This window comes from Gordonia sp. PP30 (genome assembly GCF_023100845.1).
In the GTDB taxonomy this organism is placed as follows: domain Bacteria; phylum Actinomycetota; class Actinomycetes; order Mycobacteriales; family Mycobacteriaceae; genus Gordonia.
Map to the genome: position 1 here is coordinate 2,561,783 of NZ_CP095864.1, position 22,871 is coordinate 2,584,653.

Here is a 22,871-nt window from a genome sequence, read left to right on the forward strand (position 1 = left end):
TCAAACAATTGGTGTTTGGGTGTTGTTGGTAAGTCCTCGGCCGATTAGTACCAGTCACCTGAACACATTACTATGCTTACAGTTCTGGCCTATCAACCCCATCATCTGTAGGGGGCCTTACCCCACCACAAGGGTGGGTGAGAAACCTCATCTTGGAACAGGCTTCCCGCTTAGATGCTTTCAGCGGTTATCCCTTCCGAACGTAGCTAACCAGCAGTGCTCCTGGCGGAACAACTGGCACACCAGAGGTTCGTCCGTCCCGGTCCTCTCGTACTAGGGACAGGTTTCCTCAAGTTTCTAGACGCGCGCGGCGGATAGAGACCGAACTGTCTCACGACGTTCTAAACCCAGCTCGCGTGCCGCTTTAATGGGCGAACAGCCCAACCCTTGGGACCTACTCCAGCCCCAGGATGCGACGAGCCGACATCGAGGTGCCAAACCATCCCGTCGATATGGACTCTTGGGGAAGATCAGCCTGTTATCCCCGGGGTACCTTTTATCCGTTGAGCGACACCGCTTCCACATGCCGGTGCCGGATCACTAGTCCCGACTTTCGTCCCTGCTCGACATGTACGTCTCACAGTCAAGCTCCCTTGTGCACTTACACTCAACACCTGATTGCCATCCAGGCTGAGGGAACCTTTGGGCGCCTCCGTTACACTTTAGGAGGCAACCGCCCCAGTTAAACTACCCACCAGGCACTGTCCCTGAACCCGATCAGGGTCCGAAGTTAGAAGCCCAATACGATCAGAGTGGTATTTCAACAACGACTCCACCACCACTAGCGTGACGGCTTCACAGTCTCCCACCTATCCTACACAAACCGTACCGAACACCAATACCAAGCTATAGTGAAGGTCCCGGGGTCTTTTCGTCCTGCCGCGCGTAACGAGCATCTTTACTCGTACTGCAATTTCGCCGAGTCTGTGGTTGAGACAGCAGAGAAGTCGTTACGCCATTCGTGCAGGTCGGAACTTACCCGACAAGGAATTTCGCTACCTTAGGATGGTTATAGTTACCACCGCCGTTTACTGGGGCTTAAATTCTCAGCTTCACCAACAAAGTTGATTAACCGGTCCTCTTAACCTTCCAGCACCGGGCAGGCGTCAGTCCGTATACCTCGTCTTACGACTTCGCACGGACCTGTGTTTTTAGTAAACAGTCGCTTCTCTCTGGTCTCTGCGACCACCCCCCGCTCCAGCCGTCAAGACCTTCACCGGGCGTGGTCCCCCTTCTCCCGAAGTTACGGGGGCAATTTGCCGAGTTCCTTAACCACAGTTCTCTCGATCGCCTTAGTATTCTCTACCTGACCACCTGTGTCGGTTTGGGGTACGGGCCGTGTACCAACTCACTAGAGGCTTTTCTCGGCAGCATAGGATCACAGAATTCACCACAAATTGGCTACGCATCACCTCTCAGGCTACCCGGAACACGGATTTACCAATGCTCCACCCTACCGGCTTACACCAAGACAACCATCGCTTGGCCCTGCTACCTTCCTGCGTCACCCCATCGCTTAACTACTACACACAAGGTCCCACGCAGCCACACCCAAAACCCTCCGAAGAGGATAGAGAGTGTCTTTGGGTGGTTAGTACATGTGGCTCGTCATTGGGCGCGGATACACGGGTACGGGAATATCAACCCGTTGTCCATCGACTACGCCTGTCGGCCTCGCCTTAGGTCCCGACTCACCCTGGGCGGATTAACCTGGCCCAGGAACCCTTGGTCATCCGGCGGACAAGTTTCTCACTTGTCTTTCGCTACTCATGCCTGCATTCTCACTCCCACACCCTCCACAGCCCCTCACAGGACAGCTTCAACGAGTGCAGGACGCTCCCCTACCCAACCACACCACTACACCCACACCCGCAGGCATGGATGGATGTCATGTGTGATTGCCGCGGCTTCGGCGGTGTACTTGAGCCCCGCTACATTGTCGGCGCAGGACCACTTGACCAGTGAGCTATTACGCACTCTTTCAAGGGTGGCTGCTTCTAAGCCAACCTCCTGGTTGTCTCAGCAATCCCACATCCTTTTCCACTTAGTACACGCTTAGGGGCCTTAGCCGGCGATCTGGGCTGTTTCCCTCTCGACTACGAAGCTTATCCCCCGCAGTCTCACTGCCACGCTCTCACTTACCGGCATTCGGAGTTTGGTTGACGTCAGTAACCTAGTAGGGCCCATCAGCCATCCAGTAGCTCTACCTCCAGCAAGAAACACGCAACGCTGCACCTAAATGCATTTCGGGGAGAACCAGCTATCACGGAGTTTGATTGGCCTTTCACCCCTACCCACAACTCATCCCCTCCATTTTCAACTGAAGTGGGTTCGGTCCTCCACCACATCTTACTGTGGCTTCAACCTGGCCATGGGTAGATCACTCCGCTTCGGGTCTAGACCCAGCGACTCAAATCGCCCTATTCAGACTCGCTTTCGCTACGGCTACCCCACACACGGGTTAACCTCGCCACTGAGCACTAACTCGCAGGCTCATTCTTCAAAAGGCACGCCATCACCCACCACAGACTAAACTGTGCACAAGCTCTGACGGATTGTAAGCGTCCGGTTTCAGGTACTATTTCACTCCCCTCCCGGGGTACTTTTCACCTTTCCCTCACGGTACTAGTCCGCTATCGGTCACCAGGAAGTATTCAGGCTTACCGGGTGGTCCCGGCAGATTCACAGCAGATTCCACGAGCCCGCTGCTACTCGGGAAACACACAAACCAGAGGAACCATTTTCAGTTACCGGACTCTCACCGTCTACGGCAGACCATTCCAGGCCACTTCACCTAACAGAACCTTTTATCACTGGCCGTCCAGCCGGCAGACCAAACAAGCATGCTCCCACAACACCACACGCACAACCCCTGCCGAGTATCACATACGCGCGGTTTAGCCTCCTCCGCTTTCGCTCGCCACTACTCACGGAATCACAATTGTTTTCTCTTCCTGTGGGTACTGAGATGTTTCACTTCCCCACGTTCCCCCCGCACCGGCTATACATTCACCGGGCGGTAACACCACACAACTGGTGCTGGGTTTCCCCATTCGGACACCCTCGGATCACAGCTCGTTTGACAACTCCCCGAGGACTATCGCGGCCTACCACGTCCTTCATCGGCTCCTGGTACCAAGGCATCCACCGAACGCCCTAAAACACTTACAACAACACCCACAAACCCACCCCACACCACCAACCCCCCAACAGGAGACCAGTAAGCCAGGGCACGAATGTGGCTGTCCCACAAATCACATGAGTATATCTATTTACACAGAGACACAACAAAATATAATTGCAGTACAAACACCAAAAACTCTTCAATCCTGAAATCAGAATCTTCGACTATTGATGCTCGCATCCACTATGCACTTCTCAAACAACACACACCCACACACCCCAACACCCCAACAACAGAAGGCGGAAAATCTGTGAGCAACAAGAAAACCCTGCCACACCCGACCACCTCACGGCGCCGGCTGCAGGCCTGTTTTCTCAGAACCCCGATAGTGTGCAATGACTACCCCTACAGTCACCCGCAGGGAATCCACCTACCCCGAAAACGTCACAGTGACATCCTCAGATCGTGGTGGTTTCTTGTGTTTCACCCATGAACAAACACCCACCGCGGCTCGAACGGCCACGTAATGGGAGTGTTGTTTGCTCCTTAGAAAGGAGGTGATCCAGCCGCACCTTCCGGTACGGCTACCTTGTTACGACTTCGTCCCAATCGCCGATCCCACCTTCGACGGCTCCCTCCCTGACGGGTTAGGCCACCGGCTTCGGGTGTTACCGACTTTCATGACGTGACGGGCGGTGTGTACAAGGCCCGGGAACGTATTCACCGCAGCGTTGCTGATCTGCGATTACTAGCGACTCCGACTTCATGGGGTCGAGTTGCAGACCCCAATCCGAACTGAGACACGCTTTAAGGGATTCGCTCCACCTCACGGTATCGCAGCCCTCTGTACGCGCCATTGTAGCATGTGTGAAGCCCTGGACATAAGGGGCATGATGACTTGACGTCATCCCCACCTTCCTCCGAGTTGACCCCGGCAGTCTCCTGCAAGTCCCCGGCATAACCCGCTGGCAATACAGGACAAGGGTTGCGCTCGTTGCGGGACTTAACCCAACATCTCACGACACGAGCTGACGACAGCCATGCACCACCTGTACACCAACCACAAGGGAAACGACATCTCTGCCGTCGTCTGGTGTATGTCAAACCCAGGTAAGGTTCTTCGCGTTGCATCGAATTAATCCACATGCTCCGCCGCTTGTGCGGGCCCCCGTCAATTCCTTTGAGTTTTAGCCTTGCGGCCGTACTCCCCAGGCGGGGTACTTAATGCGTTAGCTACGGCACAGAACCCGTGAAAAGAGTCCCACACCTAGTACCCACCGTTTACGGCGTGGACTACCAGGGTATCTAATCCTGTTCGCTCCCCACGCTTTCGCTCCTCAGCGTCAGTTACTACCCAGAGACCCGCCTTCGCCACCGGTGTTCCTCCTGATATCTGCGCATTTCACCGCTACACCAGGAATTCCAGTCTCCCCTGTAGTACTCAAGTCTGCCCGTATCGCCTGCACGCCTACAATTGAGTTGCAGGATTTCACAGACGACGCGACAAACCGCCTACGAGCTCTTTACGCCCAGTAATTCCGGACAACGCTCGCACCCTACGTATTACCGCGGCTGCTGGCACGTAGTTGGCCGGTGCTTCTTCTCCAGGTACCGTCACTTGCGCTTCGTCCCTGGCGAAAGGAGTTTACAACCCGAAGGCCGTCATCCCCCACGCGGCGTCGCTGCATCAGGCTTGCGCCCATTGTGCAATATTCCCCACTGCTGCCTCCCGTAGGAGTCTGGGCCGTGTCTCAGTCCCAGTGTGGCCGATCACCCTCTCAGGTCGGCTACCCGTCGTCGCCTTGGTACGCCATTACCGCACCAACAAGCTGATAGGCCGCGGGCCCATCCTGAACCGCAAAAGCTTTCCACCCCCCACCATGAAACAGGAGATGAATATCCGGTATTAGACCCAGTTTCCCAGGCTTATCCCGAAGTCCAGGGCAGATCACCCACGTGTTACTCACCCGTTCGCCACTCGAGTACCCCCGAAGGAGCCTTTCCGTTCGACTTGCATGTGTTAAGCACGCCGCCAGCGTTCGTCCTGAGCCAGGATCAAACTCTCCAAACAAAAATCAGAGAAAAGACCTGACCAAAAAATAATCCAAAAAAATAAGAAATTGACTGGCAAAAAATTCGTCTTGTCAATGACAAACTCCCTCCATGCCAGACAATCACTGGCACAAGAAAATCCATCACACACTATCGAGTTCTCAAAAAACACACACCCACCAACACCACACAACCACAGTCATGCGAACTTCAATGAGCAGAGCACCACCCGGCAAGCGGGCAACTGTTCCAGACTAGCGTCTGAACCTCTTCGCCGTCAAGTCGCTCGGATCGGATTTCTCAAATCCCTTGCGCTGGCGGCCCGACCTAAGTTACACGCAGACGTGCACCTTCACAAATTCGCTGGTCAGGCGCCGATACGTGCGCCGGCGAAGGTCTTCTTACCGCGACGCAGCACCAGCCAGCGGCCGTGCAGGAGGTCGCCGGCACCGGGCGTCCAGTCCGCGTCGGTCACCTTGGCGTTGTTGACGTAGGCACCGCCTTCGTCGATCGCGCGCCGGGCGGCCTTGTTGCTGTCGGCGAGGCCGGAGTCGACCAGCAGCTCGACGATCGTCGGTTGCGCGCCGGCCGGGTACTCGGCGACGCCGGTCTCCCCCAGCGCCGCGGCGAGGGTCGCCTCATCGAGGCCGTCGAGCTCGGCACGCCCGAACAGCGCCTGGCTGGCGAGCTGCGCGGCCGCGGTGTGCTCCGGTCCGTGGATGAGATTCGTCATCTCCTCGGCGAGACGCTTCTGGGCGGTCCGCAGGAACGGCTTCTCCGCGGTGATCGCGGCGAGTTCGTCGATCTCGTCCCGAGTGAGGAAGGTGAACCACTTCAGATACTTCACGACATCGGCATCCGCCGTGTTCACGAAGTACTGGTACCAGGCGTACGGCGAGGTCAGCTCCGGATCGAGCCAGAGGCTGCCCCCGCCGGTCGACTTGCCGAACTTCTTGCCGTCGGCCGAGGTCACCAGGGGGACGGTGAGCGCATGGGCGGTGGCGCCCTCCACCTTGCGGATCAGGTCGACGCCGCCGATGATGTTGCCCCACTGATCGGAGCCGCCGACCTGCAGCACACAGCCGTACCGCCGGTACAGCTCCAGGAAGTCGTTCGACTGGAGCAGCAGGTAGCTGAACTCGGTGTAGCTGATGCCGTCGGTCTCCAGCCTGCGCTTCACGGTCTCCCGCGCCAGCATCACGTTGACCGAGAAGTTCTTCCCGAGATCACGCAGAAAGTCGATCGCCGACAGTTCCCGCGTCCAGTCCAGGTTGTTGACCAGCACCGCGCTGTTACTCGTCGGCCCGCTCGCTTCGCTCCCGGCGCCGGTCGGCGAGTCGTCGATCTCGACGAAACGCTGAAGCTGCCCGACGATCCGGTCGGCCCAGCCGGCCACCGTGTCGGTCGAGTTCATGGTGCGCTCACCGACGTCGCGCGGATCACCGATCAGACCGGTCGCCCCACCGGCCAGTACGACCGGCCGGTGCCCGGCGAGCTGGAATCGGCGCAGGGTCAGCAACGGCACCAGGTGTCCGGCGTGCAGGCTCGACGCCGTCGGGTCGAAGCCCGCGTACAGCGAGATCGGTCCCTCGGCGAGCGTCCGCGCGAGCGTCGCCTCATCGGTCGTCTGGCCGATCAGCCCGCGCCACGTGAGTTCGCTGAGGATGTCCGACTGTTCCGAGTCGGTCACTTCGCCTCTCCGACCAGCAGACGATGCTCGTCGTCGCCGACCTTGCGGGCGTCGGCGATCAGCATGTTCGGGATGCCGAGTTCGTCGATGGCATACGCCACCCGCAGCCGGGGGTTATACAGCTCGTCGCCCGCATCGATCAGTTCGCCGAGATCCTGCGGGCACACCAGGCGCGCCCGCACGATCGGATCGAGCTGCTCTGCTCGTGACGTCATTCGTCCTCACTTTCGCCGGAGCCCAGGCTACTCGGCACGCTCACGACCGGTTGCGGGCCGGTCGCCGTCTCGCCCGACGGCCGCCGGGCGGCCGGGGCCCGGGTCGGCACCGACCAGTCGATCGACGCGGCAGCCGTCTTGGTGTAGCGGCGGTAACGTCCGCCCGGATCGCGATACCAGACCTTCGGACCGGGCTTCGGCACACCTCGCCGGACCAGCGCCGAGCCGAGCGGCCGGTACGACTCGCTGACCGGGATCTCGCTGACGATGCTGATCAGGTGCGGACGTTCGTGCGCTTCCAGTTCGCCGAGCGCGACCCGCAGCTGGGTCGGGGTGACCGACGAGGCTCCGTCGTGCAGGCTGAGCGCGGCGACGGCGACCTGGCTGCCGGGCTCCCCCACCCCGAAGACCACCACCTCGTCGATGCCCGCGACCCGGGACAGCGCCTGCCGGATCGGCTCGGGATACACCACACCGTCGCTGGTCTGGATCACCCCGGACGCCGAGCTGACGAACCACAGGTCGCCGTCCTGGTCTTGCCGGAACAGCAGACCGGACACCTCCCAGCGATCGTGCGGGCGGAAGACGTCACGCAGGACGCGCCCGCTCGCCTCGTAGCGCTGGCCGGCGTGCGCCATCAGCATCCCGACCTCGCCGGCCTCGGCGCGCCGGATGAAGCCGGAGTCCCGGTCGATCGCGAGCTGACCCACGTCAGCGCGATAAGCGGCGAGTTCGACGGCGTTGGTCTCCGGCAGCGGCCGGCCCATCGACCCGATCTTGCTGCCGTCGATGTTCGCCAGGATCGCCGAGCCGTCGGCGGTGGCGAAGAACTCCAGCACCTTGGCCTTGGGCAGCTTCTCGTCGATCTCGGCCCACAGTCCGGTCGGCAACCCCGAACCCATGAACAGCCGGACGCTGCTCAGCTGCGCGGGATCGAAGCCGGGGGCGTCGACCACCTCGCTGAGCATCGACCACGTGTAGGACACCACCGTGACGCCGTAGCGGCGCACCTCGGTGTGGAAGCGCTCGGCGTCGAGCCCGGTCGACAGGGCGATCCGCGACCTGCCGGCGACGGTGGCGCCGAGGGTGGTGAGCAGGCCGGATGCGTGGTGCAGGGGCGGCAGGCAGTACACGGTGTCGTAGCTGGTGAGACCGGCCGCGGCCGCCGCGCCGAACGCGGACATCGCGAAGCGGTGGTTGGTCACCGCCCAGCGGGTCAGCCGGCCTTCCACGCGGCTGTACAGGATGAACGCCAGGTCACCGGCGAGTCCCGGATCGGGCCGGTACCACGCGGGCATCCGCACCTTCTCCGGATCGATCCGCTCCATGTCGACGACGGTCGCGCCATCGGCGCGATCGATGACGCGCTGGTCACCGCCGCCGAGCACCAGGACGCGGTCGCTGACCGTCGAGGCGATCTCCAGATGATCGGGGTCGGTGACGATCACGCGGGCCTCCGCGACGGCGACCATCTCGCCAAGATCGTCGGCGCCCGCCGCCAGCAGCACGGCGACCGCACCCAGCCGCGAGAGGGCCGCGACCGCGACCAGGGCACTGGGCCGCGGATCCATCATCACGCCGATGTGCTCACCCGGCCGGACACCGCACTCGATCAGGCCCGCGACGACGTTGTCGATACGGGTGTTGACCTGCTCGTGGGTCAGCACCCGGTTCTCGAAGAGGAAGAGTTCGGCCTGCGGGCTGCGCTTGTTGTTCTCGCTCATCAGCTTGCCGAGCGAGATGCGCGTCGACGGCTGGATCTGACCGAGGCGGAACAGGCGCGGGACCGTGCGCACCGATTCGCTGGCCACCGCGCGAGCCGTCCGCTGCAGCGAATCCGCGGCGTCGAGCACTTCCTTGCCGATCACCGCACCCGCACCGGCCACCTGGCCGACGCCGTAGGTGAGCCGGTTGGTCCAGCTGATCCCCGATCCGTGCCCCGCGCGGTCCCGGCTCATCGGCGCCACATGCTCGGGCCGTTCGCCCGCACCGTCGCGCCACCGGATCCACTCGGCGGTGGTCGGCCACGACAGCCGGCCCGCGGTGGAACCGACGACGAGGCCGAAGTGCCCGGCCGGGATCACCGTCTCGTACACGTCGGCGTCCGGTGCGGCGTCGACGATGCCGCGCACCGCGACCGGCTGGCCGATGTCGTCGGTCTCGCCGACGAACGCGAGCACCGGGCTGGTGATCTCGGTCAGCGACACGATGTCGCCGTCGATCACGAAGCCGCCGGACACCATGCGGTTGTGCGCGACGAACTGCCGGAGCAGTTCGGCGACGGCCGGGCCCGACCACGCGACCCAGCCCTCCTGTTCGATGAACCGGCGCTGGTCCTCCCGCGGCAGCAGAGCGTCGCGGTCGTGCAGCTTGCGCATGAAGTCGATGCGGCTGCGCGCGGTCTTCACCGGATCGGCGAGCTGGAATCCGGTGCGCGCCAGCCACCCGGGGATCCACAGGTGGCTGAACACCTTGTCGGCCAGCAGTTCGGCACCGGGCACGGCGAGGTTCGCCGGCAGCCCGAGCGGCAGCGCGGCGAGTACGTCGACCGGACTGCCCCAGGTGATCAGGCTGGCGATGCCCTCGGACCGGCGATACGCGGCGGTCTGGTACGCGAACATGCCGCCCTGGGAGTATCCGGCGAGGTGGACGTCGCGCCCGACCACCGCGTGCACCAGGTCGACGACGCGGCTGACCGCGAGGATGTGGTCGGTGAGGGTGCGCTCCATGCCGCCCTCTTCGTGGTCCGGGGACCCGAAGTCGATGACCCACGGAATGATTCCGTGCTCGTGCAGGATCGACACGGCGCCGTTGTGTTCGGTGACGTCGTAGACGTTGGCCGAGACCATCATCGGCGGAATCAGGATGATGTGCGAGCAGCCGTCGCCGGGGTCGTCCGGGAAGTACCGGCGCAGCCGGTACATCTTCTCGGTCTCGACGACGCGATACGGCGCCGGCTCGGTGCCGGTCTCGAACCCGCCGACCCGGATCACCTCGAGGCCGTTCTGGGCCGTGGCGACGATGCGCCCGACCGCCCCTCCGATGTTGGGCAGACCTACCACTGCGACACCCCTCTTCCGCGCACGATATGCCCAACTCTAAAGGATCGGCCGCGGTCTCCCTACCCGGGAGTCAGGTCACGCCGGAGGTCTCAGGCGAGCGCGGCACGCAGGTCGGCGATCGTGCTGCCCGCGACGTCGATCTGCCGCTGCACCTGCGACGACGACGTGCCGCCGAGCGCGTTGCGCGACTCGATCGACCCGGTGACGGTGAGCACCTCGCGCACCGCCGGAGTCAGCGCCGGGTGGATCGCGGTGAATTCGTCGTCGCTCAGGCCGTCCAGGCCGACGCCCTTGGTCTCGGCGGCACGCACGCAGGCGCCCGCCACCTCGTGCGCCACGCGGAACGGAATCCCCTGCCGCACAAGCCATTCGGCGATGTCGGTCGCGAGAGTGAAGCCGGCCGGGGCCAGCTCCGCCATGCGTTCCGGATGGAACTCGAGGGTCGCCACCAAACCGGTCATCGCCGGAAGCAGCAGATCGAGCTGGGCGACCGAGTCGAAGACCGGCTCCTTGTCCTCCTGCAGGTCGCGGTTGTACGCGAGCGGCTGCGCCTTGAGGGTGGCGAGCAGGCCGGACAGGTTGCCGATCAGGCGGCCGGCCTTGCCGCGCGCCAGTTCGGCCACATCCGGGTTCTTCTTCTGCGGCATGATCGAACTGCCGGTGGACCACGCATCGGCGAGCGTCACGTAGCCGAATTCCGGTGTGCTCCACAGGATCACGTCCTCGCCGAGCCGGGACATGTCGACCCCGATCATCGCCAGCACGAAGGCCGCTTCGGCGGCGAAGTCACGCGAGCTGGTGGCGTCGATCGAGTTGTCGGCGGCCCGGTCGAAGCCGAGATCCTCGGCGATGGCGGCGGGGTCGAGCCCGAGCGACGATCCGGCCAGCGCGCCGGAACCGTACGGTGACACGGCCAGCCGCCGGTCGGCGTCGACGATACGGGCGACGTCGCGCAGCAGCGGCTGGGCGTGCGCCATCAGGGTGTGACCGAGCAGAACCGGTTGCGCGGCCTGCAGGTGCGTCTTGCCGGGCATGACGACGCCCGGGTGCGCCGCGGCCTGGCCGACCAGCGCCTGCGCGAGGTCCAGGACGTCGGAGGCGACGCGGCGCAGGCTGTCGCGCAGCCACATGCGGAAGAGGGTGGCCACCTGGTCGTTCCGGGAGCGGCCGGCGCGCAGCCGCCCGCCGAGTTCCGGGCCCACACGTTCGATCAGGCCCCGTTCGAGCGCGCCGTGCACGTCCTCGTCGGACTCGGCGGCCACGAAAGCACCACTGACCACGTCGTCGGCCAGCCGGTCCAGGCCGACGAGCATCCCTTCGAGTTCCTCGTCGGTGAGCAGTCCGGCGCGCAGGAGGACGCGGGCGTGCGCTTTCGACGCCGCGATGTCGTAGGGCGCCAGCACCCAGTCGAAGTGGGTGGACTTGCTCAGCGCGGCCATCGCCTGCGCCGGGCCGTCGGCGAAGCGGCCGCCCCACAGGGCTCCGGTGTTCGTCGCGCCGGTGGTGTCGGTGTTCTCGGCCATTGCGTTGTACGTCCTCTTCAGGTGATCAGGGTCGGTTGTCTGGGGCTTGGCTTCGACTCGGTCTCGGCTGGCGCCTCGACCGGCTCAGCCGGCGGTGGGCGAAGGTCACCCACGATGATCGAGCGGAGTCGAGATCACCCCACGCTGATCGAGCGGAGTCGAGATCAACACAGCACGACCGACCAGCACGGATGGTCTCGACTTCGCTCGACCATCATGGTGTCTCGACCGGCATGTGGGCTCACACCAGGCTTTCGATGCGGTCGGCGAGTTCGGCGCCGGTGACGGGTTCGCGGGCGAGGACGAAGACGGTGTCGTCGCCGGCGATGGTGCCGACCACGTCGGGCAGGCTGGCCCGGTCGAGGGCGCTCGCGAGGTACTGCGCGGCGCCGGGCGGCGTACGCAGGACCGCGGTGCCGCCCGAGGAGTCCGTGGAGACGAGCAGGTCGCCGAGCAGCCGGGACAGCCGGTCGGTGCCGCCCTCGACCGCGCGGACCGGGCTGCCGTCCTCGGGCACCACGTACACGCCCGCCCCGCCGTCGGGCGCCCGCAGCTTCACCGCGCCGAGTTCGTCGAGGTCGCGCGACAGGGTCGCCTGGGTGACGTCGATCCCCTGCTCGGCGAGCAGCTTGCTCAGTTCCACCTGGCTGCGGACCTGCCGGTGTGTGAGGATCTCGACGATCCGCGCCAGCCGCCCGGCCCGCGTCGCGGCGAGCCGGGCGTGGTCGTCGACGTGGTTCACGGCTGCTCCAGCAGCCAGGTGAGCAGTGCCTTCTGCGCGTGCAGGCGGTTCTCCGCCTCGTCGAACACCACGCTGGCCGGCCCGTCGATCACCTCGTCGGTGATCTCCTCACCGCGGTGCGCGGGCAGGCAGTGCAGCACGATCGCACCGGGTGCGGCCTGCGCCAGCAGTTCGTCGTTGATCTGGTACGGACGGAACGGCCCGACGCGGTCGAGTCCGTCGTCCTCCTGGCCCATCGACACCCAGGTGTCGGTGACCAGCACGTCGGCGCCGGCGGCCGCGGCGGCCGGATCGTCGATCACCGTCACGCTGCCGCCGGTCTGCGCGGCGCGATCGCGGACGGCCGCCAGGATCTCCGGGTCGGGGTCGAAGCCGTCCGGGCCGGAGAGGCGCACGTGCATACCGGCGGTGACGCCGCCCAGCGCCAGCGAGTGCGCCATGTTGTTGGCGGTATCGCCGAGGTAGGTCATGGTCAGCCCGGCCGGGGCGCCCTTGTGCTCGGTGATGGTGAGCAGGTCGGCCAGCACCTGGCACGGGTGGAAGCTGTCGGACAGCGCGTTGACCACCGGCACCGTGGCGTGGGCGGCCAGCTCGTCGAGCCGCTCCTGCCCGAAGGTCCGCCATACGACGGCGTCGACGAACCGAGACAGCACCCGGCCGGTGTCGGCGAGCGACTCGTCGCGCCCCATCTGCGTCTTGGTGCCGTCGACGACGACGGCGTGCCCGCCGAGCTGAGCGATGCCGACCTCGAAGGAGAACCGCGTCCGCGTCGAGTTCTTGTCGAAGATCACGCCGACGGCGCGCGGGCCGGCGAGCGGCTTGGGCCCGACCGGATCGGCCTTCAGTTCGGCCGCGAGGGCCAGCACGCGCGCTTGTTCGGCGGGCGTGAGGTCGTCGTCGCGGAGGAAGTGCCGGGTCATTTCTGGTCCTTCTGTGCGGCGGCGGTGTCGAGGATGTCCGGGAGGGCGGCGACGAAGGAGTCGGCCTGCTCCCGGGTGAGGATCAGCGGCGGGGCGAGGCGGATCACGTTCGGCGCCGGGGCGTTGATCAGGAAACCCCGCTCGCGCGCGGCGGCCTCGGCCTCGCGCGAGATGTCGTCGCGGAGCACCACGCCCAGGAGGAGGCCGTCGCCCCGGACCTCGACGATCTGCGGATGGTCCAGCGCCTCCATGGCGGCGGCCCAGTCCTTGCCGAGCGCGTCGACGTGGTCGATGAGGCTGTGGTCGTCGATGTATTTCAGCACGGTGAGCGCGGCGGCCGCGGCGGCGGGGTTGCCGCCGAACGTGGTGCCGTGCTGTCCCGGGCCGAACAGTCCGGCGGCCGGGCCGGTGGCGATGACGGCGCCGATCGGCAGCCCGCCGCCGAGGCCCTTGGCGAGCGTCATCACATCCGGCACGATCGCCGCGCGCTGGTGGGCGAACATGGTGCCGGTCCGGGCGATGCCGGTCTGTACCTCGTCGAGGATCAGCAGTGCGCCGCGCTCGGTGGTGATGCGCCGCGCCGCGGCCAGATAGCCCTCGTCGCCCGGGACGACGACACCGTTCTCCCCCTGGATCGGCTCCAGGATCACCGCGGCGGTCCGGTCGGTGACCGCGGCGTCGAGCGCGGCGATGTCGCCGTACGGCACGAACCCGACACCGGCGGGCATCGGCTCGAACGGACCCCGTTTGGCCGGCTGCCCGGTCATCGCGAGCGCACCCATCGTGCGGCCGTGGAAGCCGCCCTCGGCGGCGACGATCTCCGGCCGGCCGGTGAGCCGGGCCAGTTTGAAGGCGGCCTCGTTGGCCTCGGTGCCCGAGTTGCAGAGGAAGACGCGCGAGTCGGGGACGCCGAAGGCATCGAGCAGCCGTTCGGCCAGTTCGACGACGATCGGCGAGATGTAGATGTTCGACACGTGGCCGAGGGTGCTCAGTTGCTCCGAGACCGCCTGCACGAGTTCAGGATTCGCATGCCCGAGCGCGTTGACGGCGATCCCGCCGAGCAGGTCCAGGTACTCGTTGCCGTCGGCGTCGTGCACGACGGCGCCCGCACCACGCACCAGCGCGATCTGCGGGGTGCCGTAGTTGTTCATCAGCGCGGCGGACCAGCGCTGTTGCAGCGGGGCGGTCATGACTTTCCTTTCGAAGCGAGAACCGTGGTGCCCGCGGTGGACGAGGTGAGCAGGGCGGCAAGTACGGCGTGCGGCTCGCGTCCGTCGATCACGTGGGCGGCACCGACGCCGCCCTCGACGGCGCGCAGGCACGCCTCCATCTTGGGGATCATCCCCGAGTCGAGCCGGGGCAGCAGTTCGGTGAGCGCGGCGGCGTCGATCTCCGAGGCCAGCGACGACCGGTCCGGCCAGTCGGTGTACAGCCCCTCGACGTCAGTCAGCATCACCAGGTGCTCGGCGCCCAGCGCCGCGGCGACGGCCCCGGCCGCGGTGTCGGCGTTGATGTTGTGCACCACCCCGTCGACGTCGGGGGCGATGGTCGAGATCACCGGGATGCGGCCGGCGGCGATCAGGTCGTCGACCGCGGAGGTGTTGACCGCGGCGATGTCGCCGACCAGGCCGATGTCGACGGGCTCGCCGTCGACCAGCGCGGTGCGCCGGGTGGCGGTGAGGAGTTTCGCGTCCTCCCCGGTGAGGCCGACGGCGTAGGGACCGTAGGCGTTGATCAGGCCGACCAGTTCGCGGCCGACCTGCCCGAACAGCACCATGCGGGCGATGTCCATCACCTCGGGGGTGGTGACGCGGAAGCCGCCGCGGAACTCCCCTTCCAGGCCGAGCCGCTTCAGCATGGCGGAGATCTGCGGGCCGCCGCCGTGCACGACGACCGGGTGGATGCCGCAGGCGCGCAGCAGCACCATGTCGGCCGCGAAGGCCGCTTTGAGACCGTCGTCGACCATGGCGTTGCCGCCGTACTTGACGACGACGCGGCGGCCGTGGAGGGCCTGGAGCGCGGGCAGCGATTCGGCGAGGATGGACGCTTTGTCGAGGGGGGTGGTCATGTCGTGTAGGCCGAGTTCTCTTCGACGTAGGCGTGGGACAGGTCGGTGGTGCGGACGGTCGCGCTCGCGTCGCCCAGGCCGAGGTCGGCGACCACCTCGATCAGGTCGCCGGACAGGTCGACGTCGCGGGCACCGGGCACCCCGGTGCCGTTCTCGCACACCGTCGAGCCGTTGAACGAGACGGTGATGGTGTCCGGGTCGATCGGCACGGTGACGGCGCCGATCGCCGCGAGGACGCGGCCCCAGTTGGGGTCGGAGCCGAACAGCGCGGTCTTGACCAGGGAGTCGCGGGCGACGGCGCGGGCGATGACGAGCGCGTCGTCCTCGGTGCGCGCACCCCGGACGGTGATCGCGCACCGCTTGGTGACGCCCTCGGCGTCGGCCTGCAACTGCGCGGCGAGGTCGTCGCACACGGCGAACACGGCGGCGTCGAGCTCGGCCTGGGTGATCTCGATCTGGCTGGCGCCCGAGGAGAGCAGCAGGACGGTGTCGTTGGTCGACATCGAGCCGTCGATGTCGAGCCGGTCGAAGGTGAGCGCGGTGGCCCGGCGCAGCGCGGTGTCGAGCATGTCGGGGGTGACCTTCGCGTCGGTGGTCAGCACCACGAGCATGGTGGCGAGCGACGGCGCCATCATGCCCGCGCCCTTGGCCATGCCGCCGACGTTCCACCGGCCCGGATGGTGCAGGGCGACCTGTTTGGGCACGGTGTCGGTGGTCATGATCGCGTACGCCGCGTCGGTGCCGCCTTCCAGGCCGCCGCCCATCTCATGGACGATCTCGGTGACCGCGGGCAGCAGCTTGTCCATCGGCAGTCGTTCGCCGATGATCCCGGTGGAGCACACCGCGACCTCGAGCGCGCCGGTCTCGGTGCCCCAGTTCGACAGCGTCTCGGCGACCGCCTCGGCGGTGGCGTGCGTGTCCTGGAAGCCGCCGGGACCGGTGCAGGCGTTGGCGCCACCGGAGTTGAGGATCACCGCCCGCACCCGCCGGCTCTTCATGATCTCCTGGGTCCACAGCACGGGGGCGGCCTTCACCTGGTTGCGGGTGAAGACGGCGGCGGCACCGAGGTCGGGTCCCTCGTTGAAGACGAGGGCGACGTCGGACTTGCCGGACGGCTTGAGGCCCGCGGTGAGGCCGGCGGCCCGGAAGCCGAGCGGCGCGGTGACTCCCTGCCGCCGCATCATCCGCGCACCGATCAGCTGATCGAGGTGCTCGTCGGGAAGGTTGGCGGTCACGGGGCGACTCCCACGGTGGTCAGTCCTTCGGTCTCGCCCCAGCCCAGGGCCAGGTTCATCGATTGCACGGCGGCGCCGCCGGTGCCCTTGGTCAGATTGTCCACGGCACCGATCGCCGTGAGGATACCGGTCCGCTCGTCGACGCCGAGGCCGATCTGGATCGCGTTGCTGCCGACCACCGCGCCGGTCTCCGGGAACTCTCCGGCCGGGAGCAGGTGAAGGAACGGCTCGTCGGCGTAGGCCGCTTCGTAGGCCGCCCGGACCCGGGCGAGGTCGGTGCTCGCCGACAGCCGTGCGGTGCAGGTCGCGAGGATACCCCGCGACATCGGTGCGAGGACCGGCGTGAACGACACCTCGACGGGCTGATCGGCCACCACCGACAGCGCCTGGGTGATCTCCGGGGTGTGCCGGTGGGTTCCGCCGACCCCGTACGCCCGGGCCGACCCCATCACCTCGGAGGCGAGGAACGCCACCTTCGGGGCCTTCCCCGCACCCGACGTGCCGGTCACCGCGACCACCTGCACCCGGGGCTCGACCAGACCGGCGGCCAGGGCCGGAGCGAGGGTGAGGATGGAGACGGTCGGGAAGCAGCCCGGAACGGCGATCCGGCTCGCGCCAGACAGTTCCGTTCGCCCCCTGAGTCCCGTCGAAGGGTCGATCAGCAGTTCGGGCATCCCGTACGGCCAGGTCCCCGCGTGCTCGCCACCGTAGTAGTGGGCCCACTCGGCCGGGTCCTGCAGCCGGAAGTCGGCGCCGCAGTCGACGATCAGCGTGCTCGGCGGCAGGGCGTTCGCGATCTGCGCGGACTGACCGTGGGGCAGCCCGAGGAACACCACGTCGTGCCCGGCCAGTACCTCCGGTGTGGTGTCCTCCAGAATGCGGTCCGCCAGCGGCAGGAGGTGGCGATGGTGCTCCCCCAGCCGGGTCCCGGCGTTCCCGCCCGCCGTGAGGGCACCGATCTCGATCTCACCCGTGGCCAGGCGCGGGTGACCGCAGAGGAGCCGAAGAATCTCGCCTCCCGCGTAGCCACTGGCGCCCGCCACCGCAATCCGCGTTATCATGGGATCATTATGCATGAGACTGCAATTTAATTCATCACCGGGTCCGCGGTTCGGCGCGTCTCGCCCCTGACTCAGTGGGCATCGCCCACCCACCTCGTTGTCGCCCGCCCTGCCGAGTGGGCAACAACGAAGTCACGAGCACCGGTCCCGGTTTCGGCATCCGACGGACCACACCCGCTCAGCGGCGCAGTGTCAGCACCGCGATCTGCGGCGGCGCACCGACCCGGACCGGCGGGCCCCACGCACCTGCACCGCGCGACGTGAAGACCCGCACGTCACCGACATCGCCGAAACCCTCGACCACCGGTTGCTGCAAACCCACGAGATAGCCGAACGGCCACAACTGCCCGCCGTGGGTGTGCCCGGAGAGTTGCAGATCGACACCCCGACCCTGGACGTCCGTCGCCTGCCGCGGCTGGTGGGCGAGGTAGATCAAGACCCGGTTCGGGTCGTGCCCGGTCAACGCCTTCGCCGGATCGGGAGCATATGGATCGGGCGCGGTGGCGTCGTAGACGCCGGCCAGATCGATCACGGCACCCTCGCGGTGCAGCTCGACGCGCTCGTTACGCAGCGGTCGCACACCGAGAGTCTGCCAGTAGTCGAGCCACGCCCCACCGTCTCCGGCGAGGTATTCGTGGTTCCCGGAAACGCCGAAGACGCCGAGCGGTGCGCGCAGGTCGCGCAGCGGGTGCAGATCGCGACCCACCTCGGCGACCGTGCCATCGGCGAGGTCACCGCCCAGGATCACCACGTCCGGATGCGCGGCGTTGACCTCACGCACCACCCGCCGTGTGAACGACGCTCCCCGCGCGGGCCCGACGTGCAGGTCGGTGACCAACGCGATGCGCAGGCCGTCGAACGGCTGCGGCAGGCGGGCGATCCGTGCGGTCTCCTCGGTCGCGGTGACCCGGTTCGCCTCGGTGAGGCCGCACCCGACGATCACCGCCGAGGCCACCACGACCACGACCGTCGCGATCTGCAGCCAGCGCTGTGGACGGACCGGACGTCCTCGACCGCGCAGCCGGGAGACCGCGCGACTCGCCAGGGAGACGAGACCGAGAAGCAGGCTGCCGAGAATCAGATAGAAGACGATGGCCCACCAGGTGTACCCGGCGAAGCCGACCGGCCGCGCCCACGCCGGATCGAGCACACCCATGCCGACCAGAAAGGCGCAGACCCCCAGGACCATGCCGATGAGCAGGACCGTGTCGGCCACCATCGCCCAGCGGCCGGAGATCCCGGTGGCCACCACAAGCCGCCGATGCAGCCAGAAGGTCAGCGCGGCGACCACCGCGAGGGCGACGACAGCGACGATCCAGTACACGGCGGCCGATCAGGAGCGCATGCGGTCAGCGCAGGCGTGCGCCGACCACCCCGCCCGCGTGCTCGACCGCCGCGAGCTTGGCCGCGGTCGCCTCGTCCTCGGTGAGAGTGCGGTCGCCGGCCCGGAAGGTCAGCGCGAAGGTGAGCGACTTGTTGCCCTCGCCCACCTGCTCACCGGCGAAGACGTCGAACAACGAGATCGACTCCAGGAGGTCGCCGGCGCCGGCGGCGAGCGCGTCCTGCACCCGCTGAGCCGGAACGTCCTGCGCCACTACGACATTCACGTCCTGCAGCACGGCGGGGAACGGCGAGACCGCCGGCGATGGCAGAACGGTCCGCAGCGGCAGTGCGTCGAGATCCAGCTCCAGGGCGCACAGGCGGGCCGGCAGTCCGGCACGTTCCAGGACCGCCGGGTGCAGCTCGCCCGCATGGCCGACGGCCACCCCGTCGACCTCCAGACGGGCACAGCGGCCGGGGTGGAACGGCGCGTACTGATCGGCGACCAGGGTCACCTCGACGCCCGCGGCGGCCGCGACGGTGCGAGCCGCCTCGAAGGCATCGTACGCGTCGGCCGTCCGGCCCGGCCCCCACGGACCGGCGGGGTCGCGCAGCCCGGTGAGGACGGCGGCGACGTGCACGGGCTGCGCGGGCAGCGAGGCGTCGAGTGCGGTCAGCTCCTCGTCGGACGGGCGGCGGGTGACGTCGAGCGGCGGCACCACGGGCCCCCGCTCACCGCCGAGCACCACCTGGCCGATCGTGTACAGCGACAGGTCGCGGTTACCGCGCGCGATGTTGCGGGCCGTCATCTCCAGGAGGCCCGGCAGCAGCGTGGTGTTCAGCTCCGGCCGGTCGGCTTCCAGCGGGTTGAGGACCTTCACGGTGTCGCGGCGCGGGTCGTCATCGGCCAGGCCCCAGGTGTCGAACACACCGGCCGGCATGAACGGATACGGCAGCACCTCGACGTAGCCGTCGGTGGCCAGGGCGATGCCGACGGCGCGGCGCCGGTGCTGGCGCGGAGTGAGGCCGGTGCCGCCGGGGGCGCTCGGCAACACCGCGGGGATGTCTTCCAGACCTTCCAGACGCAGGACCTCCTCGACGAGGTCGGCGGGCTGCCGCAGGTCCGGACGCCACGACGGCGGGGTGACGCTCAGGGTGCCCGCGACGTCGTCGACCTCGGCGCCGACCTCGCGCAGTCGTGCGACGGTGGTGCCCGCGGGGTAGACGACGCCCGCGGTGCGGTCGGGCAGGTCGGCGTCGATCACGATCGCCGCGACCGGCGGCACCTCGGCACGCACGTCGGCGAGCGGGCCGGCGATCTCGCCGCCGGCGATCTCGGTGATCAGCGAGGCGGCCCGATCGGACGCGACCGCGGTGATCTCCGGATCCACCAGACGTTCGAAGCGCTTGGCGGCCTCGGAGCTGAGCTTGTGCCGCTTGCCGGTGCGGAAGACGCGGACCTGGTCGAAGTTCGCCGACTCCAGCAGGATGCGCGTGGTGCCGTCGGTGACCTCGGTCGCGGCGCCGCCCATCACGCCGGCCAGCGCGATCGGGCCGGAGTCGTCGGCGATCACCACGTCCTCGGGATCGAGGGTGCGTTCCACGCCGTCGAGGGTGGTCAGCTTCTCCCCCGCCCGTGCGGCCCGCACGACGACGGTGCCGGTCACCTTGTCGGCGTCGAACGCGTGCAGCGGCTGGCCGAGCTCGATCATCACGTAGTTGGTGACGTCCACGATGGCCGAGATCGGCCGGATCCCGGCGACCATCAGGCGCTTGGCGATCCACCACGGGGAGATCGCGGTGGCGTCGACGCCCTCGATCACGCGGGCGGTGTAGCGGGTGGCCTTGCCGTCGTCGTCGAGCCGCACCGGCCAGGGCGTCGGCCCGGTGACTCCCTCGGCCGGCTCAGCGATCGACGGGACCGCCGCCGGGTCGGCGTAGTCGACGGCGAAGGCGCTGGCCAGTTCGCGGCCGAGGCCACGCATGGAGAACGCGTAGCCGCGGTCCGGGGTGACGTTGACGTCGATCGCGACGTCGTTCAGACCGAGTACCTCGTGCGCGTCGGCGCCGGGCTCGGCGGTCCCCGGCGCGAGGACCAGGATGCCGGCGTGGTCGGTGCCGATACCCAGTTCGGACACCGAGCAGATCATGCCGTTGGAGACCCGGCCGTAGGTCTTCCGCGCGGCGATCTCGAAGTCACCGGGCAGCACGCAACCGGGAAGCGCCACGACCACCAGGTCGCCTTCGGCGAAGTTCCGGGCGCCGCAGACGATCTCCTGCAGCGTCGTGCCCGCGTCGGTGGCCTCGGCATCCCCCGTCGCTGCGCTCGCCCGGTCCCCGACGTCGACGCGGCAGAAACGGATGGGCTTCTTGAACTCGGTGAGTTCCTCGATCTCCGCGACCCGCCCGATCACCAGCGGACCGGTGACGGCCGGGAACGGTTCGACGTCCTCGATCTCGAATCCGACGCGGACGAAGCCGGCGTCGATCTGATCGGTCGACGCCGACCAGCCGGGAGCTCCGGCCTGCAGTGCTTCGGTCAGCCAGGACTGGGAGAGGCGCACGGGGAACTTCTTTCGCGTGAGTGCGGGGTGTGACGGTGTCTGCGGTGGGCCGGGGCTTAGAGCGCCGCGCCGAACGGGAGGGTGAAACGGATGTCGCCCTCCACCATGTCGCGCATGTCGGGCAGGTCGTTGCGGAACTGCAGGGTGCGTTCCAGACCCATGCCGAACGCGAAGCCGGTGTACACGTCGGGGTCGATGCCGCTGGCGCGCAACACGTTCGGGTTGACCATGCCGCAGCCACCCCACTCGACCCAGCCGGCGCCGCCCTTCTTCCCCGGGAACCACACGTCGACCTCGGCGGAGGGCTCGGTGAACGGGAAGTAGCTGGCGCGCATGCGGGTGGTGGTGTCCGGGCCGAAGAGCGCCTTCGCGAAGGTCTCCAGGGTGCCGCGCAGGTTCGCCAAGGTCAGCCCCTTGTCGACGGCCAGGCCCTCGATCTGGTGGAAGACCGGGGTGTGCGTGGCGTCGAGTTCGTCGGTGCGGAACGTCCGGCCCGGGCAGGCGACGTAGATCGGCACCTCGCGGCTCAGCATGGATCGCACCTGGACCGGAGACGTATGCGTCCGCAGCACCTGCCGCGACCCCTCGGGAGCGATATAGAAGGTGTCCTGCATGGAGCGCGCCGGATGATCGGGCAGGAAGTTGAGCGCGTCGAAGTTGTGATGCTCGGTCTCCACCTCCGGGCCCTCGGCGATCTCCCAGCCCATGCCGATGAAGACGTCGGCGACCTGGTCGGCGATCACCGTGATCGGGTGGCGGGCGCCGGCCCGGCGTCGCGCCGCGGGCAGCGTGACATCGAGGGTCTCGGCGACCAGCACCGCGGCATCCCGCTCGGCGGTCAGTTCGGCGGTCCGCTCGTCGAGGGCGGCGGCGATCTGTCCCCGCACCTCGTTGACCAGCTTGCCCGCCGCCGAACGCTCCTGCTTGGGGAGCGCACCGAGGGCGCGTCGTGCCAGGGCGACCGGCGACTTGTCACCGACGTGCGCCACCTTGGTCTCGGCGAGCGCCGCCAGGTCCCGCGCATCGCCGAAGGCGGCGACCGCGGCGGTCACCGCGGCGGAAAGCTCCTCCGCGGACGGGAAACTGCTCTCAACGACATCGTCAGACACCGACGTGTTCTCCCTGGGCTCGACTGGCGAATATGCACCACAAGATTAGTCGACGCACCCGGACCCGCCGCCCGCGACCCGAAGGGGCAGGCGGCGGGCGGTCTTCTGCACGACGAGCCGGGCGCGGCGGGAACGGAGGTCGGCAGCACCGTCACGGGATGCTCCGCACCGCCCTGCCGGGGTCGA

The 22,871-nt window shown here is 67.1% G+C and carries 13 protein-coding genes and 2 rRNA genes; all 15 read right to left on the reverse strand.

Going from position 1 to position 22,871, the window contains the following annotated elements; genetic code table 11:
- Window positions 1–24: 24 nt before the first annotated feature.
- Window positions 25–3,171, reverse strand: a 23S ribosomal RNA gene (locus MYK68_RS11845).
- A gap of 503 nt (window positions 3,172–3,674) precedes the next feature.
- A 16S ribosomal RNA gene (locus tag MYK68_RS11850) occupies window positions 3,675–5,195 on the reverse strand.
- Together the 16S and 23S rRNA genes form the textbook arrangement of a ribosomal RNA operon.
- A 348-nt stretch (window positions 5,196–5,543) precedes the next feature.
- Window positions 5,544–6,866 (reverse strand): tyrosine--tRNA ligase, encoded by a 1,323-nt coding sequence (tyrS, locus tag MYK68_RS11855; protein ID WP_247863900.1) that lies wholly within the window; start codon window positions 6,864–6,866, stop codon window positions 5,544–5,546.
- Complete coding sequence (locus MYK68_RS11860) at window positions 6,863–7,081, reverse strand: Trm112 family protein (protein ID WP_247863901.1); 219 nt, start codon at window positions 7,079–7,081, stop codon at window positions 6,863–6,865. The genes tyrS and MYK68_RS11860 overlap by 4 nt, the downstream gene beginning before the upstream one ends.
- On the reverse strand, window positions 7,078–10,143 hold the full coding sequence (locus tag MYK68_RS11865; protein WP_247863902.1) for an AMP-binding protein: 3,066 nt from the start codon (window positions 10,141–10,143) through the stop codon (window positions 7,078–7,080). Before MYK68_RS11865 ends, MYK68_RS11860 begins: the two co-directional genes overlap by 4 nt.
- Window positions 10,144–10,232: 89 nt before the next feature.
- A complete protein-coding gene (argH, locus tag MYK68_RS11870) occupies window positions 10,233–11,666 on the reverse strand; it encodes an argininosuccinate lyase (protein ID WP_247863903.1) in 1,434 nt (477 codons plus the stop codon).
- Between the two features lie 241 nt (window positions 11,667–11,907).
- Window positions 11,908–12,408 carry an arginine repressor gene (locus MYK68_RS11875; RefSeq protein ID WP_247863904.1) on the reverse strand — a complete coding sequence of 167 codons (501 nt, stop codon included), beginning with the start codon at window positions 12,406–12,408 and terminating at the stop codon, window positions 11,908–11,910.
- Window positions 12,405–13,328, reverse strand: coding sequence for an ornithine carbamoyltransferase (gene argF, locus MYK68_RS11880; RefSeq protein WP_247863905.1), 924 nt, complete (start codon window positions 13,326–13,328; stop codon window positions 12,405–12,407). The genes MYK68_RS11875 and argF overlap by 4 nt, the downstream gene beginning before the upstream one ends.
- A complete protein-coding gene (locus MYK68_RS11885) occupies window positions 13,325–14,518 on the reverse strand; it encodes an acetylornithine transaminase (protein WP_247863906.1) in 1,194 nt (397 codons plus the stop codon). Before MYK68_RS11885 ends, argF begins: the two co-directional genes overlap by 4 nt.
- Window positions 14,515–15,396: an acetylglutamate kinase gene (gene argB / locus MYK68_RS11890; protein WP_247863907.1), complete on the reverse strand. Its 882-nt coding sequence runs from the start codon at window positions 15,394–15,396 to the stop codon at window positions 14,515–14,517. The genes MYK68_RS11885 and argB overlap by 4 nt, the downstream gene beginning before the upstream one ends.
- Complete coding sequence (argJ, locus tag MYK68_RS11895) at window positions 15,393–16,580, reverse strand: bifunctional glutamate N-acetyltransferase/amino-acid acetyltransferase ArgJ (protein WP_247868034.1); 1,188 nt, start codon at window positions 16,578–16,580, stop codon at window positions 15,393–15,395. The genes argB and argJ overlap by 4 nt, the downstream gene beginning before the upstream one ends.
- Before the next feature lie 47 nt (window positions 16,581–16,627).
- A complete protein-coding gene (gene argC / locus MYK68_RS11900; protein ID WP_247863908.1) occupies window positions 16,628–17,692 on the reverse strand; it encodes an N-acetyl-gamma-glutamyl-phosphate reductase in 1,065 nt (354 codons plus the stop codon).
- Between the two features lie 178 nt (window positions 17,693–17,870).
- Window positions 17,871–19,016 carry a metallophosphoesterase gene (locus MYK68_RS11905; protein WP_247863909.1) on the reverse strand — a complete coding sequence of 382 codons (1,146 nt, stop codon included), beginning with the start codon at window positions 19,014–19,016 and terminating at the stop codon, window positions 17,871–17,873.
- A gap of 25 nt (window positions 19,017–19,041) precedes the next feature.
- On the reverse strand, window positions 19,042–21,576 hold the full coding sequence (pheT, locus tag MYK68_RS11910; protein ID WP_247863910.1) for a phenylalanine--tRNA ligase subunit beta: 2,535 nt from the start codon (window positions 21,574–21,576) through the stop codon (window positions 19,042–19,044).
- 56 nt (window positions 21,577–21,632) lie between these two features.
- Entirely contained in the window at window positions 21,633–22,685 is a 1,053-nt protein-coding gene (gene pheS, locus MYK68_RS11915; protein WP_247863911.1) for a phenylalanine--tRNA ligase subunit alpha, read from the reverse strand.
- Window positions 22,686–22,871 lie beyond the last annotated feature (186 nt).

Bases quoted from the DNA above. Each gene is read 5' to 3' on its own strand.
- argB (WP_247863907.1), bottom strand. From the start codon at position 15,396: ATGACCACCCCCCTCGACAAAGCGTCCATCCTCGCCGAATCGCTGCCC.
- argH (WP_247863903.1), bottom strand. From the start codon at position 11,666: ATGGCCGAGAACACCGACACCACCGGCGCGACGAACACCGGAGCCCTG.
- MYK68_RS11860 (WP_247863901.1), bottom strand. From the start codon at position 7,081: ATGACGTCACGAGCAGAGCAGCTCGATCCGATCGTGCGGGCGCGCCTG.
- argF (WP_247863905.1), bottom strand. From the start codon at position 13,328: ATGACCCGGCACTTCCTCCGCGACGACGACCTCACGCCCGCCGAACAA.
- argC (WP_247863908.1), bottom strand. From the start codon at position 17,692: ATGATAACGCGGATTGCGGTGGCGGGCGCCAGTGGCTACGCGGGAGGC.
- MYK68_RS11885 (WP_247863906.1), bottom strand. From the start codon at position 14,518: ATGACCGCCCCGCTGCAACAGCGCTGGTCCGCCGCGCTGATGAACAAC.
- argJ (WP_247868034.1), bottom strand. From the start codon at position 16,580: ATGATGCGGCGGCAGGGAGTCACCGCGCCGCTCGGCTTCCGGGCCGCC.